Below are 15,701 nucleotides of genomic sequence, written 5' to 3' on the forward strand. Positions count from 1 at the left end.
TGGCTATAATTCCTACAAAAAAAGCAACCGAAATCCGGTTGCTTTTCTTATTATATTTTATTTTTGATCATTTCAATAAATTCATCTACTGCATCATCACCTGTATTCCAGGAAGTGATCAGCCGGACCGCAGAGAACTCATCATCGATCTTTTTCCAGACGTAAAATTCAAATTTTTCAGATAAAGTCTCGATCAGGTCATGACACAAAATCGGGAAAATTTGATTGGTATAGGTATCCGAAAGAAACCGTACTCCCCTCTCCTTCAATACGTTTTTGATCTTCATGGCCTGCCGGTTGGCATGTCTTGCCAGATCAAAATACAGATCATCCTTCATCAGCTCCAGAAACTGGATGCCCAGAAGCCTCCCCTTTGCCAGCAAAGCACCTTTTTGTTTGATATTAAAAGCAAAATCCTCTTGCAGAATTTGATTGCTGATTACAATAGCCTCCCCTATTAATGCTCCGTTCTTAGTTCCTCCCAAGTAAAAAATATCGGTCAGTTCTGCCACTTTCTCTAAGGTCAGGTCACTTATTTCTGAGGTCAGGCCCTGCCCCATTCTTGCTCCGTCCATAAAAAGATACAGGCTATTCTGCCTGCAGAAAAGGGAAAGCTCTTCCAATTCTCCACTCGTATATATTGTACCTAATTCTGTAGAATTTGAGATATACACCATCTTAGGCATCACCTGGTGCGGAATATTCCTGTGATTTCCCAAAACGGGAATGATATCCGATGATCTTAGTTTCCCATCTTCCGTTTCAATATTCAGGATCTTATGCCCGGTAGCTTCTATAGCACCTGTTTCATTATTAAGGATATGGCCTGTAGCAGCAGAAATTACACACTGATAAGGCTTCAGAATAGAAGAAATAACGATTAAATTAGCTTGGGTTCCCCCGGATACGAAAAATACTTCAGCATTCTGATGGTTGATCTTGTCTTTAATCAGCTTTTTGGCCTGCAAAGAATATTCATCTTCGCCATATCCCGCCTGCTGATCTGAATTATACTGTAAAAGTGCCTGAAGAATATTGGGATGGCACCCCTCCGAATAATCGTTTTTGAATGAAAATTTCATGAAGTAAAATTATAAAAAGTTGAAATAATGAGAACAGGATTTTCATAATATTTTGTTAGATTTGTATTGAAAATCATCTAACATTTTGAAAACGACATTAACAGAGGAAAATTATCTGAAAGCCTTGTTTCATCTAGTTGATAATGAAGGAAAGGTAACGATTAATGAGCTCAGCAAATTTTTAAACGTAAAAATGCCGAGCGTGAATAACATGATGAAGAAGTTCGCCGATAAAACCTGGGTGATTTACGAAACCTATAAACCACTTGTCGTAACCGAAAAAGGAAAAAGGGAGGCCGCTCTTGTCGTTCGTAAGCACAGGCTTACCGAAATGTTCCTGGTTAAAAGTATGAATTTCGGATGGGAAAATGTCCATGAAATTGCGGAACAGCTGGAACACGTTCATTCACAGATTTTCTTTGATAAAATGGATGAGATTCTCGATTATCCAAAATTTGATCCGCACGGAGAACCCATTCCTGATAAAGACGGAAATATTATTGCCCAGGATCTGCAAAAATTAAGCGACTGTAACGTAGGTGAAACCGTAATTTTCACTTCTGTCACATTATCAGATGATGCGTTGCTCAATTACCTGAACGAAAGGAAATTATTACTGAATACCAGAATCAAAATCCTCAAAATAGAAGACTTCGACAAATCCGTAACCATTGAAATAGAAGGCAAAAAAGAAGTGCTCAGTAGGAAAGCCACTGAAAAAATACTGGTGAAAAAGTAAAGAGTTATAAGGTATGGATTATGAGTTATAAGCTCCGTAAACATCATTCGTCAGTATATAATAAAAACCTTATGGGTAAATACTATGAATTTGGACTCTATTGAGGAATACGATTCTTCAAACCATATAGAAAAGCTGTAAAAGCACCAGGTTACTTTCTATTAGATGTACAGCTCAGAATTTTTACCTTTTATACTTATTTAAATATTCTCGCGAAGAATTTAGTTTAAATTAACATCTGTTCGGAATGGGTATACTATCTTTGCAGCCTGAAAATGTTTTACAATGAAAAGTATATATTCCAAAATTTTACTATTAATACTCATCTCTTCTTCTCTTTATTCTTATGCATGGGGATTAACGGGGCACAGGGTGATAGCAGAAATTGCACAAAACCATCTTTGCGGAAAAACAAAGCGGGAAATAAAAAAAATAATGGGCAAGGAGCGCCTTGCTTATTGGGCTAACTGGCCCGATTTTATCAAATCTGACACTACAGGTAACTGGAAACAGGCTTCTGCATGGCATTATATAAACATAGATCCTCAGGCGGATTTCAAAGCATTCGAGCAAAATTTAAAAGCCCAGGCCGGCCCAACCCTATATACTCAGATAAAAACATTATCTGCCCAGATAAAAGATAAAAGAACCTCCGAAAAAGACAGAAAAATTGCCCTGATTTTCCTTATCCACATGATGGGTGACCTCTCCCAGCCCTTACATGTAGGCAGAGCTGAAGACCTGGGCGGAAACAAAATTGATGTAACCTATTTTGGAGATAAAACCAATTTACATTCTGTCTGGGACGGAAAACTGGTAGATTCCCAAAAATACAGCTATACGGAATATGCACAGCTTCTGGATATCAGAACCAAAGACGAAGTGAAGCAGATCCAGTCCGGAACATTGGAAGACTGGCTGTATGACTCCCACAAAATTGCCAATAGAATTTATGCACAGACTCCCAATAATTCAAAACTTTCTTATGATTACCAGTATAAATTCAATGATACAATGGAAAGACAGCTTTTGTATGGAGGCCTACGACTGGCAAAACTCTTGAATGATCTGTTTTAAATGTAGAATAGTGAACAGTTAATTTTAAAAATTTAATTATTAATTATTCATTCTTAACTATAAAGGCGAGGCTCCGGTTTCGCTTTTTTTCATATTTACAGATTTGTTCAAAAAAAATTAAAACTGGTGTAACCTTTTTACATTCTCAAACGTATAATATAAGTAAACTCTTTTTTTGAGGATAAAATAAATGAGACAATTAAAAATTACCAAGCAGGTAACCAACAGGGAAACTGCTTCATTAGACAAGTATTTGCAGGAAATTGGTAAAGTGGAACTGATCACTGCGGATGAAGAAGTAGAATTGGCACAAAGAATACGTGCGGGCGACAGAGCAGCACTGGAGAAATTAATCAAAGCCAACCTTCGTTTCGTAGTTTCCGTTTCCAAACAATACCAAAATCAGGGCCTTTCTTTACCCGATCTTATTAATGAAGGTAACTTAGGACTTATGAAGGCTGCAAAAAGATATGATGAGACCAGAGGTTTCAAATTTATCTCTTATGCGGTTTGGTGGATTCGTCAGTCGATCTTGCAGGCTTTGGCAGAACAGTCAAGGATCGTAAGATTACCGTTAAACAAAATTGGTTCAATCAACAAAATTAATAAAGCATACGCTCACCTTGAACAGGAAAACGAAAGGCCTCCTTCTCCCGAAGAACTGGCTGAAGTTCTTGATATGAGCGAGGAAGATATTAAGGAATCCATGAAAAACTCCGGAAGACATTTGTCTATGGATGCCCCTTTGGTAGAGGGTGAAGATTCCAATTTGTATGACGTATTACGTTCGGGAGAATCTCCAAGTCCGGATAAAGATCTGATGCTGGAATCTCTTCAGATAGAGATCGAAAGGGCATTGAATACGCTGACTCCAAGGGAGGCTGATCTGGTAAGGTTATACTTCGGCCTGAACGGTAAACACCCGATGACCCTAGAGGAAATTGGTGAAACTTTTGATCTAACCAGAGAGAGAGTTCGTCAGATCAAGGAAAAAGCAATCAAAAGACTAAAACACAATACCAGAAGTAAGATCTTAAAATCTTATTTGGGTAAATAATTTTAGCGTAAACAATTATGAACGGAGTTTGATTTTTCAGGCTCCGTTTTTTTGTAATACTCTTTTAAGCATATTTCAATTGATTTTATGAATTAATGTATGCTTATCAGTAGTGAAGAAATCTTAATTCAAACTTCAAAAAGAGACTCCTGATTTCTTTGGAATAACAATTTGCTGTATATTTAAACACAATCAATACTCTATGAAAAAAATACTTCTTGTCTTATCAGTGCTTTCATGTACAGAAAATAAATCTGAAAATATTCCGGCTATGAATAATGCGGTAGAAAATGCAGAATCCAAAATATCATATACCAGATTTAGTAAAGGACAAAATATGCTTGATGCTATTTATCATGAGCAAATTAAAAATGATGAATATCTAAAAAGTTTGGACGAAAAAATTACTTCATTACAAAAAGAAGGTAATCAAATAAAAAATATGTATGACGAAATATTGAATAAATCTTCAGAATACTATTTAAATGCTGAAAGTGAAGCAAAAAGCATAAACGATTCGGTTTTAAGAAAAGAAATATTAAACTTGGTAAAAAGAAGCTCTGATAACAATGATTTAAAAGAGAAAAAATTAAGAGAACTCTTCTCTCAGGTTTATCATAACAATCAATCTATTTATAGTCAATATTCTGCTTTCAAAATTAAAAAAACACTCCCTGAAATTGAAAAATATCAGACAGCACACCCCTTAAACACAGACAGTTTAGATTATTTCATCAAAAAACAGAATGCATTGCTGAATGAATTGAAAAATTTAAAATAAGATGGATTCAATCTCTATAATCGGAGCAGGAATCGGAGGATTAACACTCGGAAGCATCCTGAAACGTCATGATCTTGATTTCACGATATATGAGTCAGCTCCGGAAATAAAACCTGTAGGCTCCGGAATTATGATGGCCGTGAATGCCATGCAGATCTTTGATCAGCTGGGATTGAAAGAGAAAATTGAAAGTAAGGGCAATAAAGTTCATGGAATTTCTATAACAGATGAATCGCTGCGGCCAATCTCCAAAACCGACATCCTGAACTTGGAAAAGAAGTACAATTCATGTAATGTAGCCATCCATCGGGCGGAACTGCAAAAAATTATGGCGGAGAATATAGGTTTTGAAAATATTCAATTGAATCATTCTTTACAGCAGATCAAAAAGAAAGAGAATTACATTTTAAGTTTTGAAAACGGAACTGAAAAAGAAAGCAGGATCGTTTTCGGAGCAGATGGAATAAGATCTCAAGTCCGTAACCAGATCCTTAAAACGGGAAACATCCGAAATGCAGGACAAAAATGCTGGCGAGGGTTAGCCGATTTTGATCTTCCTGAACAATTCCAAAATCAAGCCCTTGAAATGTGGGGAAAAGGAAAACGTTTCGGCTTCGTAAAAATTTCTGAGAGACAAGTATATTGGTACGCATTAGTTAACGAAAAGAAATTCAGAAATGACCTGGATCTTCTTACTGTTTTTGAGGACTTTACCCCTCTGATCTCAGAAATCTTACAGGCTACCTCCCAGGAAAAAATTATTCTGAATGATATTACCGACCTGTCTCCTATTCCGAAATGGTCTTCGGAAAACCTTTGCCTGATCGGAGATGCTTCCCATGCAACCACTCCGAATATGGGACAAGGCGCCTGCCAGGCTATCGAAGATGCTTATGTTATAGGGAAACTACTGGAAAATAATACAGACTTCAACATCATTTTTGAAGAATTTCAGAAGATCCGAAGAAAAAAGGTAGATTATATCGTTAATACAAGCTGGAAGATCGGCCAGCTCTCCCAATGGGAATATGGAAATTCTCTTCGCAATTTCTTCATGAGGATGCTTCCGGAAAGTACTAATCAAATGATGATTGAAAAGATATTGCAATTGGAAATGTAGTTTTTTAGCCTCGGATTGCATAGAGGTTTCTGTTTTTCTATAATTTTTGCATGGGTTTTGGTTATTTCCCGCAGATTTGCACAGATGTTTGCACTATTTTTTAGCAGTTTATTTTAATATATATAAATCTCGGTGCAATCCGTGGTCAATAAAAAAGAGACTGCAAAAACAGTCCCTTTTCATCAGTAAGTCAGGGTAATTCCGGCACCCCATCCCATTTCGTTATCATAATTTCCCGAAACCGACAGCCATTTTTGGAGAATATATCTCAGCCCTGTCGTAAACTCTCCATCAGAATTAATACTAAAATTCCCTCTTATCCTCCTAGAAACTGGAATATCTTCCCTGCTTATTTCCAAGAGTACTTTCCCATTCTGATCCACATTGGCATCAGCAGTCACCAGCATGGGTAAAAGATATTGAACCCCAGTAATAAATGTGTTTTTATTTTTAGGCGTTTTATTCTGTCCGAACCACGTCTTTTTATCGCCTTGCTCCATATGCATACCCTCCATCATCCTGCTTTCCATGATCTCATGGGAGTTTTGTATCCTGAATCCCACATACGGTAAGACCCACTGGAATTTTCCTAAAAATCTCCCCACTTTAAAGTTCCCGTCAAAATGATTGAAATCCCAATTCGAATGGAACTCATTCAGGCTGGCCCATCTCGGCCCAAACATTGTCATTGTTTCTGCATGAATCTTATTACTTGCCATATCCAGCATGGCCATTGAGCTTATCATCCGGTTATCTTTTATAAAATTCTTCCAGGCCAGTTTTCTGTTTGGGAGCTGTGGATTCGGTTTTGAATTCTCATGGCTGAAAACCCTTCCCATTCCCGCCATCATATGATAGAGAATATGGCAATGGAAAAACCAGTCTCCATCCTGATTGGCTGCAAACTCAATGGTGTTGGTTTCCATCGGCATAATATCCACAACATTTTTCAGGGGTGAGTATTCTCCTTTGGAGTTGATGAGCCTGAAATCATGTCCGTGAAGGTGCATAGGATGCCGCATCATAGAATTATTGTATAGGATAATTCTAAGGATTTCTCCTTTTTTGATGAGGATCTTGTCAGTCTCTGTTACGGTTTTATTATCCAGCGTCCATAAATAATGGTTCATGTTTCCTTCCAGGGTAAATTTCAGTTCTCTTGCATTTTCACCCGGAAGAATGGTCTTTTCAGGAGATTTTAGCATATTATATGAAAGCCTCTTTATAGATTTTCCTTCCTTCATATCCATCCCTGAATGCAGGGGATGATCTTCTTTTTCAGCATCTTTGGTCTTTATACCCATCATTTCATTCATGTGCTTCATCGTCATTTTCCGCTGGCTTTCGGGAAGCTCGGGATACATCACTTCGTTCATATCCATCATCTGGTTACCCATCGTCATATTCATCGGCTTCATATTACCGCTCATTTGCATCATTCCGTTCATCATTTTCATCCCTTCAAAAAGCATCAGCCTTGGCAAATCCGGTGCTTCCACTTTATCTCCGGAACCCAGCCAGAGTGAGGCATGCCCTATCCTGTCTTCAGATGTTGCCCTGAATTCAAAGCTTTTATTTTCAGGAATGGTGACTTCAATATCATAGGTTTCCGAAACCCCGACTATCAGCCTGTCAACTTCTACAGGAACTACATCGTTGCCATCATTAGCGATCACTTTTATCCTTCCGCCACCATAATTCAACCAGAAATAAGTAGAAGAGCCTCCGTTGGCCACCCTCAGCCTTACTTTGTCCCCTACTTTCACTTTGGAATAATTGGAACTTGGCAATCCGTTGATCAGGAATTTATCATAATACACGTCACTTACGTCCATGGCTTCCATCCTCTTCCATTCATTCAGCATTTTTGTTCCAAGGTTCCCGGATTTGACAGCTTCCCAATAGCTTTGAACCGTATTTTTCTTAACAGCATACCAATCTGTATTGGCCATATGCAGCCTTCTGGCGATCTGTGTAGGATTTTCATCACTCCAGTCTCCTAAAAGTACCGGAATCTCGGCATTATATTCTGTTTTCAGGTCGCCTTCTTTTTTCTTGAATATAAGGATCCCGTTCATTCCGAGCTGTTCCTGAAGTGCTTCATGTGAGTGGTACCAATAAGTTCCGTTCTGTGAAATTTTAAATTTATACAGATGGGTCTCACCAGGCTTTACAGGCTTGGTAGTTAAATAAGGTACTCCGTCATGCTCATTCGGTAAAATGACCCCATGCCAATGAAATCCCGTATTTTCTTTCAGCATATTGTGAAGATAAATTTCTGCCGTATCTCCTTCTGTGAAATATAAGGTCGGAGCTTGCAATTTTCCGTTAACAGCTATTGCACGGCGGTTTTTTCCTGTAAAGTTTACAATAGTGTCTTTTACATACAGGTCATAACGGATTGTTTTGCCTCCAAAAGTTATCTTCCCGTTCCCTGAATTTCTTTTTAAAGCTGAATATTTTTGATTCTCTTCTTCAGGAACCTGATGATCATGATTTTCTTTTTCAACCAGATCCATTCCGCATTTCGGGCATTTTCCCGGATGATCCGATATGATCTCAGGATGCATCGGACAGGTATACGTTGCTTGAGGTTGAGATTCAGGCTTAATTTTAGGCCTGGAGATAGCTTTTTTCTCTTCTTTATCTGTTTGTTGCCGGGCCTCTTTGGCTTTCGGTTTGGTTATTGTTTCGGGCTTTGTCTTTATCTTAGCCTTAATAGCAGCAGGCTTCTTTATGTTCTTTTCAACAGCTTTTATTTCCTGTTTAGGTATACGTTTTGCCTGTGGCTTCTGAACTGCCTTAGGTTTTAATGCTACCGTTTTTTTTACCAGGGTCATTCCACATTTCGGGCAGTCTCCGGGTTTTGAGGAAACAACTTCAGGGTGCATCGGACAGGTATAATATGATTTGGTGGCTTGAGCAAAACTTAAAACAGAGAACAAAAGCATCAGAAACATTATTAACTTTTTCATAATATTCCGAATTTTTTTGAAATTGTACAGTTAAAAATATATTTAAAGTTATTTCTAATTTATTCTATACAATTTATTATTTTACAGGATAATATAATGATTACTTAATCTCTGATTTTACAGTTCCGCAAGAAAGCATAGTACTTCCGTAATACGGATTTACGATCTGTTTTTCATCGCTTAACCAGCTCCCGTCCGCCATTGGGCAATACTGAATAAAAACGGGATTTTCAGAAAGTTTAAATTCTTTGGTCAGGGCGATCATATTATCCGAAAGGTTATAGAAAGTTTCTCTTTGATCGGTAATATTTCGAGCCTCTGAAATTGCTGTAGCATCTTTTCTCAGTATATTCAGATTACCTTCAGACACTACTTTATAATCAATGGCTGATGCCGTTTTAATAAATTCCGAAGCCGCTTTTGAGGCTTTATCCGCATCATCGGCAGCTAAGGCAGATTTTATGGCAATATAGTTTTGGTACAGTTTAGAAACCTGAGTATCAGTGTTAGTTTGTGCTGAAAGTGAAATAACTGAGAATATAGCGAATATCGCTGTAATGATATATTTTTTCATTGTTTTACAATTTTAGAATGAATGATTTTACAAGAATATTTGAAAGCCGTGTCATCTATATTTCGAAACGACTGACAAATCCTAAATTCTAAAATGGCAATGATAAATAAAAATGGGTAACGAATTGGTTTCAGGAGGGCCATTGATCCGAACCTGAGTAAATTTTGAGGAGGAAAAAGACTGGCCTAAAAAGAAAAAGTTGTATTTCTGAGGCTCAGAGACTTGTTTTAAAAGATCGATCTTCAGAAGGTCTGATTTTTGGGAATCATCTGTTTTTATAACTTTGATCTCAGTCTCACAGCAATCTTTTTTGGTTTTAATTCCGCATTTGTTACAAATTTCATCGATATTCTTACTTACGGCCACCAATTCCTTCATGCAATAATGAGCACTGAAAACTGCCCCGGAAGAGAATCCGAAGTAGAACACGGAGAACAGTATGGCAAGAATCTTTTTCATGTTACTGTGGCAAAGGTAAACATATACCAAGAACCGTTGTTATAAAATTCAGTATTGTTGTTATAGAATTCAGGAAAATTAAGCTATGATTTTAGCTGGATTATTTTTCTTGCAAATTTATATATTGATTACTCTTTTTTTCAGCCATTATAATCTATAAATTTCATACTTAAAAAATCAGGTATAAGTTCTTTGTATGGCTGTTTCCAGCTACTCATTACAAACTCTTCCAGAATATCCATCTGATTTTGATTAAGGTGAAAATTTATCTTTTCAAAGAATGCTCTTATAACAGTATATCCTACAACTGCCGGATTGGTGTAGGTAAAAGCACTCCCTTCAATTTTAAAAATGTTAACAACCCAAAAGTTATCAGTTTTTGAAAAAGCAAATTCCAAACCTTTCCGTGCCGCAATTTTCCAAGAATCATAGCCGGTTTCAGGAACTTCTTCTATATAGCCCTGCCCCACAAAACCTTTTCCTGAATAATGTTCATAAATTTCATTCTGATGACTAGTACTCTGGTCAACACTTAATGTTACTACAGCAACAGCCCCAACCCCATTTTTAAATTTTGCCCACCGGTATGAGTTTAATTCCGTCATGTCACAAATTCCTTTCAAAATGTTTTCAATGGGCTGCCCCAAAACCTAAATTTTATTTAATTTTAAACTCAAGCTTTACATTGAAGAAACGGCCTGTTAAACGTACCGGAACCGGATACATCAGATTGGTATTAGCGTCTGAGATCCATTGGTTAGCAATCGTATTATTGATGTTAAATGCATTGAATACCTGTACCCCTAATGTCAGTTCTTCAAAATTACCCCAGAAACCGTAAGGCCTGTTTTTGCTTTTCGGGTCAATAAACACCTTTGAAAGGCCTATATCCACTCTTTTATAAGAAGGCAATGTCTTCTGGTAGGCATATGGATTGGTGAAGACCGGTGCTCCGGTAGGCAATCCCATCGCATACACCAATGTAAGGTTTACCCTCATGGATGGAAACTTCGGCATATAATCCTGGTAGAACATCGAAAATTTGAGTCTCTGATCTGTCGGTCTCGGGATGTCTCCCTGCCCGTCTATATTTTCATATATCCTTGCATAACCTGCCGATAACCAGGAATCCACTCCCGGGACAAATTCCCCAAACAATCTTGTCTCCACTCCATAGGCATATCCTGAAGCATTATTCTTTCCTGAATAACGTATCCTCACATTGTCCATATAATATGGGATCAGGTTATCCATTTTCTTGTAATACGCTTCTGTGGTCAATTTAAATGGCCTTTCATACATCTCAAATTCATAGTCATTCGCTAAGATCGCCTGTATCGAGCGCTGGGATTTGATATCGGAATTAAAATTCCCATTCAGGTCTTTGATCTCTTTATAGAAAGGGGACTGGTAATACACCCCTCCTGATAACCTGAACAACATATCTGATTCCCATTCCGGCTTGATCGCAAACTGGACTCTTGGGGAAAAAATCGTCTCTTTATTAAAGCTCCAATGAGAAACCCTTGCTCCTGCATTCACGAATACTTTGCTCGAGCCCCAGAAAAATTTCTGGGAATATTGTGCATAGGCGGAAAGCCTCGTAGGCTCTATATGATTGTTTCCTGATATACTGTAAAAGAGGTCAAGGTCAGAAGGATCCCCGAATCTCGGATCATCAAGAGGCCTTGGCATACTGTATCCAGCTGAGTCCACCAGCTTCCATTCATTGGTAAGGTCTTTCAGGTTTTCTTTTTCATATTTGAATCCTAATTCAATATCCGTATTCACATTAGGCGAAAAACGGGTCCTGAACTGGGCACCATAGGTTCTTACAAAAAGGTCATTCCTTGCATGCTCTATCTGCCCGCCTACATCATAATTGGTAACCGGCGCTCCTGTAATAGGATCAAATGTCTGCAGAATGTAAGCTGAAGATATGGTATAATATTCTCTTTCCCTGTTCTGATAAGCAAAACTATCTAAGGTAAATTTCCATTTATCTGAAGGTTTATAGTTCATGGAAACGGTTCCCATCATATTCTTGTACTTGTCATCTTCTTTACCATTATAAAAAACGGTAAGATTCAGTGGCATCTGAACGGTTCCGAAATCTACACTACGTTCTCTTGGAATCATTTCATAGTCATTCCTGGAATAATATCCTATGAATGAAAGGGAAAACTTCGGACTGATATGATAATTGATATAAGACTGAAAATCCCAGTAGACAGGATTGAAATCCGTATCTTCTTTCAACGTATTAAGAACTAAATTGGTATTTCTGTATCTTCCGGAAAATAAAGCGGTCAATTTGTTATTCTTTGAAGCAAAACCGGTTGTTAATCTCCCGCCGATCAGACTTGGTTCCCCGGAAAGTTCAAATTTCTCCGGTTCACGGTAATAGACATTCAGAGCGGAAGACATCTTATCACCATATCTCGGTTCAAAACCTCCTGCAGAAAAGTTTACAATTGAAACCATATCAGGATTGATGATACTTAATCCTTCCTGTTGGGAATTCCTGATCAGAAAAGGCCTGTAGATCTCAATATCGTTGATGTAAATAAGGTTTTCGTCATAGTTTCCACCACGCACCATATATTGGGAAGAAAGCTCTGTATTGGTGTTTACCGAAGGTAACATTTTAATCACTCCTTCAACACCTCCGGAAATACTGGCTACCTGCTGGGCATCCTTCGCTGAGATTTTTACTGTAGTAAGGTCGGTTGTCTTTCCGGTTGCCTTTCTCTGGAAAACGACTTCCTCAATATCGGTTACCTTTGCAGTATCTCTCTTTTTGGTTTGAGAGAATACTAATACAGGAACCATAAGACTTAGTGGTAAAACTAGTTTTTTCAAAAGAAATATTTTAAGAATTTCTAAATTTAATTATTTTTTAACAATTACAAAATCGATTCCCTGATTCTGGTTAATTTTTTCAGCAGATCTTCCAACAGATCCAGCCTTAGCATATTGGCTCCGTCAGATAATGCTGTTTCCGGTGTCGGGTGGGTTTCAATGAAGATCCCGTCGGCTCCAACCGCAATTCCTGCTTTGGCAACGGTCTCTATCAGGTCCGGTCTTCCGCCGGTAACCCCCGAGCTTTGATTGGGCTGCTGTAAAGAGTGGGTAACATCCAGAATAACAGGCGCATATTGTCTCATGGTAGGAATTCCTCTGTAGTCAACAATAAGGTCTGTATATCCAAAAGAATTTCCTCTTTCGATGATCGCTACTTTCTGATTGTCAGAGTCTGTTATTTTCTGAACGGCAAATTTCATAGCCTCAGGGGAAAGAAACTGCCCTTTTTTTAATGTAACACATTTTCCCGTTTTCGCTGCGGCCACCAGTAAATCGGTCTGACGCACCAAAAATGCAGGAATCTGTAAAACATCCACATACTGAGCTGCCAATGCCGCATGCTCATTCTCATGAATATCCGTCGTAACAGGAATATTGAAAGTTTCCCCCACTTTTTTAAGGATCTCCAATGATTTTTCTTCGCCAATCGTGGTAAACGAATCTACCCTGCTCCTGTTGGCCTTTTTAAAGCTTCCTTTGAAAATATAGGGAATGTCATACTTATTGGTGATCTCTATTACTTTTTCGGCAATCCTTAATGCCATATCTTCGCCTTCAATGATGCAGGGCCCGGCAATAAGAAAAAAGTTGTTGGAATCTTTGTGTTGAATATTATCTAAATACTGGATCATTTTACATTTTGATTAAAAAGTTCAGTAAAAATACTCATAAAGTTCCGGAACAGGAAATTATTTCAAGGGGTATCTTATGTAAATTTAAACATACCCAGATGTTTCGACTACGCTCAGCATGACAGAGAAATTATAAATTATGGATTTTAAATTTTATATGAGAAATAGTTTACCATTCATCAACTACCTTTTATCACTTATTATTGAGTAAGACCAAAGTGTTTATTCCATTTTTTTCAGGACTTTCTCAAACGTATTGATATTTCTGCTCGTAAACTGATCTTTCAGGCTTTTTTTCCCCAGAATTTTTCCAAAGGTGGAATCCAGCGTATTTCCTTTCGGAACCTGCCAGTAAAAAATATCGTTAATGATTTCTGCTTTCTCATTTTCAGTTTTAGCAGCATTTTCAAATTCCTGCATCAGGATATTCTCTACATTTTCGTTTCCTACAAAAGCATAAATGTGCAGATCATCATTTTTTGTAAAAGGGTTACTGCTTCGGAAACGTTCTGTCTCTTCCTGTGACCTTACAAATAAAAATGCTTCATAGGAAAAATGATCAGACATTGCTTTTTCCAGTATCTTTTTCAGGTCTTCTGCCTTCTTATCCGATGAAAATACAATATTCCCGGAAGCCAGAACAGAGGTCACTTCTTTCATTCCGGCATCTTTGAACACCTGGCAGACATCCGCCATTTTCATGTTGGTTCCTTTCACATTCACTCCCCTGAGAAAAGCACAGTAATTCATGACCTTAATTTTTTACCAATAATAATTTCCTATAAGCTGCATCCCGAACGTCTGCAGTAAACAAAGAATATACAGTACGCTTAAACTGCTGCTTTTTAAATCCTTTAGAAATAACACAAAAAATGGTACAATAAATAGGCAGGCTCTGGCAGTTTCACCCGTTCCGTAAGCTCCGGTCAAAAACATCAGGCCCAAAGCTGCAATCCCTGAAAATGAAAAAATATTAATATTCTTATCAGTAAACAGGTTATAATCCTGGTTTTTAAAACTAAAGAAATAAGCTATATAAGCAAATGACAGGAAGAACAATATTTCTGCGATATCTTCCAGCCTTGTGAAAAAGTAGATCACCGGTGAATGCAGCAGCATAAAACCTTTCGGGTTCTCAGAATGACTGGCTTCCATAAAAGTAGTTAAATGACTGCTTCCCGTAAAATCATAACTCAGATAAAAGAAAGCTGCCGTTAAAACAATACACACCGCTGAAGCTATAAAAACCGAATACTGCTTTTTGTATAAGGTTACCAAAGATAAAATTCCCAGAAATGCAAGCATAAACAAACCTGAAAATGTGATCATATTAGTAATGATAAGCCCGGATAAGCTCATCAGTATGCCTAAAAAGCTTAGCTTATTCTGTAAGTAGATCTTTGAGATTCCGCAAAGGAATAATAGTGTGGAAGTAAGAATAATGGCATCAATGGTCACCAACAGGTAAATATTAATGGAAGGGATAACAGCAAATAATAACAATACTATTTTTCTTCTCGTTTTCTCAATGCCAAAGTTTTTCATCAGCACATTCATTAGCGGAAAACTAATAATGGAAATGGCAAAAAATGAAAGACTTAATCCTGCTATGCTTCCATTAAACAATTCCAGAAAAGCATAATGCAGTAAAGTTGTATATGGTGGATGGGTACGGGTATGAAGCTGGAACATTTCCAGATTATCATTAAAATTCATAAGCCACAATTTCCAGTCGGTAATATTAACAGCGTCTGTATAATACTGTCTTCCTTTAAGGTAAAACGACTGTAAAAATGCAATATCAAAATTTCCCTGCCCCATATTTCCCAATACAACCAACAAAATGCATACGAGATAAATGGCAAAAAAATTCAGTTTCTGGTAATAGCTGTAAGCCAGTAATCCCGTACCTAAAAATAATAGGCAGAACAAACTGCCTACTATTAAAAATGAGGATGGATAGATTACCGAGAACGGGAATAAGATATTGTTCCCGGTAAATACCACATATTTATTCAGAAAAAAAATTCCTGCCGCTAAAAATACCCATACAAAAATGGCTGTGAAAAAAACTTTTAAGGGAAAATTCGTTTTTTCAAAATATTTCATCATTCTTTAAAT

The 15,701-nt window shown here is 37.5% G+C and carries 14 protein-coding genes; 5 read left to right on the plus strand and 9 right to left on the minus strand.

Annotated elements, in window-relative coordinates; all coding sequences use genetic code 11:
• Positions 1 to 50: 50 nt before the first annotated feature.
• Positions 51 to 1,082, minus strand: coding sequence for a threonine aldolase family protein (locus HNP38_RS03965; protein WP_184184781.1), 1,032 nt, complete (start codon positions 1,080 to 1,082; stop codon positions 51 to 53).
• A gap of 85 nt (positions 1,083 to 1,167) precedes the next feature.
• Between HNP38_RS03965 and HNP38_RS03970 the strand changes: the two genes are divergently transcribed.
• The 5 genes from HNP38_RS03970 (at position 1,168) to HNP38_RS03990 (ending at position 5,856) form a co-directional block, all read left to right on the plus strand.
• Entirely contained in the window at positions 1,168 to 1,821 is a 654-nt protein-coding gene (locus tag HNP38_RS03970; protein WP_184184784.1) for a metal-dependent transcriptional regulator, read from the plus strand.
• A gap of 285 nt (positions 1,822 to 2,106) precedes the next feature.
• Positions 2,107 to 2,898: a S1/P1 nuclease gene (locus tag HNP38_RS03975; protein ID WP_184184787.1), complete on the plus strand. Its 792-nt coding sequence runs from the start codon at positions 2,107 to 2,109 to the stop codon at positions 2,896 to 2,898.
• 190 nt (positions 2,899 to 3,088) lie between these two features.
• On the plus strand, positions 3,089 to 3,955 hold the full coding sequence (locus HNP38_RS03980) for an RNA polymerase sigma factor RpoD/SigA (RefSeq protein WP_002979276.1): 867 nt from the start codon (positions 3,089 to 3,091) through the stop codon (positions 3,953 to 3,955).
• A gap of 202 nt (positions 3,956 to 4,157) precedes the next feature.
• Complete coding sequence (locus tag HNP38_RS03985; RefSeq protein WP_184184790.1) at positions 4,158 to 4,736, plus strand: hypothetical protein; 579 nt, start codon at positions 4,158 to 4,160, stop codon at positions 4,734 to 4,736.
• Between the two features lies 1 nt (position 4,737).
• Entirely contained in the window at positions 4,738 to 5,856 is a 1,119-nt protein-coding gene (locus HNP38_RS03990) for an FAD-dependent monooxygenase (protein WP_184184793.1), read from the plus strand.
• Between the two features lie 182 nt (positions 5,857 to 6,038).
• On the opposite strand, the gene HNP38_RS03995 is transcribed toward HNP38_RS03990, so the two are convergent.
• From HNP38_RS03995 to HNP38_RS04030, 8 genes are all read right to left on the minus strand, one after another.
• Positions 6,039 to 8,816, minus strand: coding sequence for a multicopper oxidase domain-containing protein (locus HNP38_RS03995; RefSeq protein ID WP_184187564.1), 2,778 nt, complete (start codon positions 8,814 to 8,816; stop codon positions 6,039 to 6,041).
• Positions 8,817 to 8,931: 115 nt separating this feature from the next.
• On the minus strand, positions 8,932 to 9,405 hold the full coding sequence (locus tag HNP38_RS04000) for a DUF3347 domain-containing protein (RefSeq protein ID WP_184184796.1): 474 nt from the start codon (positions 9,403 to 9,405) through the stop codon (positions 8,932 to 8,934).
• Between the two features lie 81 nt (positions 9,406 to 9,486).
• A complete protein-coding gene (locus HNP38_RS04005) occupies positions 9,487 to 9,864 on the minus strand; it encodes an HYC_CC_PP family protein (RefSeq protein WP_184184799.1) in 378 nt (125 codons plus the stop codon).
• Between the two features lie 140 nt (positions 9,865 to 10,004).
• Positions 10,005 to 10,469 (minus strand): hypothetical protein, encoded by a 465-nt coding sequence (locus HNP38_RS04010; protein WP_184184802.1) that lies wholly within the window; start codon positions 10,467 to 10,469, stop codon positions 10,005 to 10,007.
• Between the two features lie 52 nt (positions 10,470 to 10,521).
• Positions 10,522 to 12,726: a TonB-dependent receptor plug domain-containing protein gene (locus HNP38_RS04015; RefSeq protein WP_184184804.1), complete on the minus strand. Its 2,205-nt coding sequence runs from the start codon at positions 12,724 to 12,726 to the stop codon at positions 10,522 to 10,524.
• A gap of 44 nt (positions 12,727 to 12,770) precedes the next feature.
• Positions 12,771 to 13,580: a 3-deoxy-8-phosphooctulonate synthase gene (gene kdsA, locus HNP38_RS04020; RefSeq protein WP_184184807.1), complete on the minus strand. Its 810-nt coding sequence runs from the start codon at positions 13,578 to 13,580 to the stop codon at positions 12,771 to 12,773.
• Positions 13,581 to 13,802: 222 nt separating this feature from the next.
• Positions 13,803 to 14,330 carry a DUF1697 domain-containing protein gene (locus HNP38_RS04025; protein ID WP_184184810.1) on the minus strand — a complete coding sequence of 176 codons (528 nt, stop codon included), beginning with the start codon at positions 14,328 to 14,330 and terminating at the stop codon, positions 13,803 to 13,805.
• Between the two features lie 12 nt (positions 14,331 to 14,342).
• Positions 14,343 to 15,692 (minus strand): hypothetical protein, encoded by a 1,350-nt coding sequence (locus HNP38_RS04030; RefSeq protein WP_184184813.1) that lies wholly within the window; start codon positions 15,690 to 15,692, stop codon positions 14,343 to 14,345.
• Positions 15,693 to 15,701 lie beyond the last annotated feature (9 nt).

The sequence above is a fragment of the Chryseobacterium defluvii genome, assembly GCF_014204415.1.
GTDB lineage: Bacteria > Bacteroidota > Bacteroidia > Flavobacteriales > Weeksellaceae > Chryseobacterium > Chryseobacterium defluvii_A.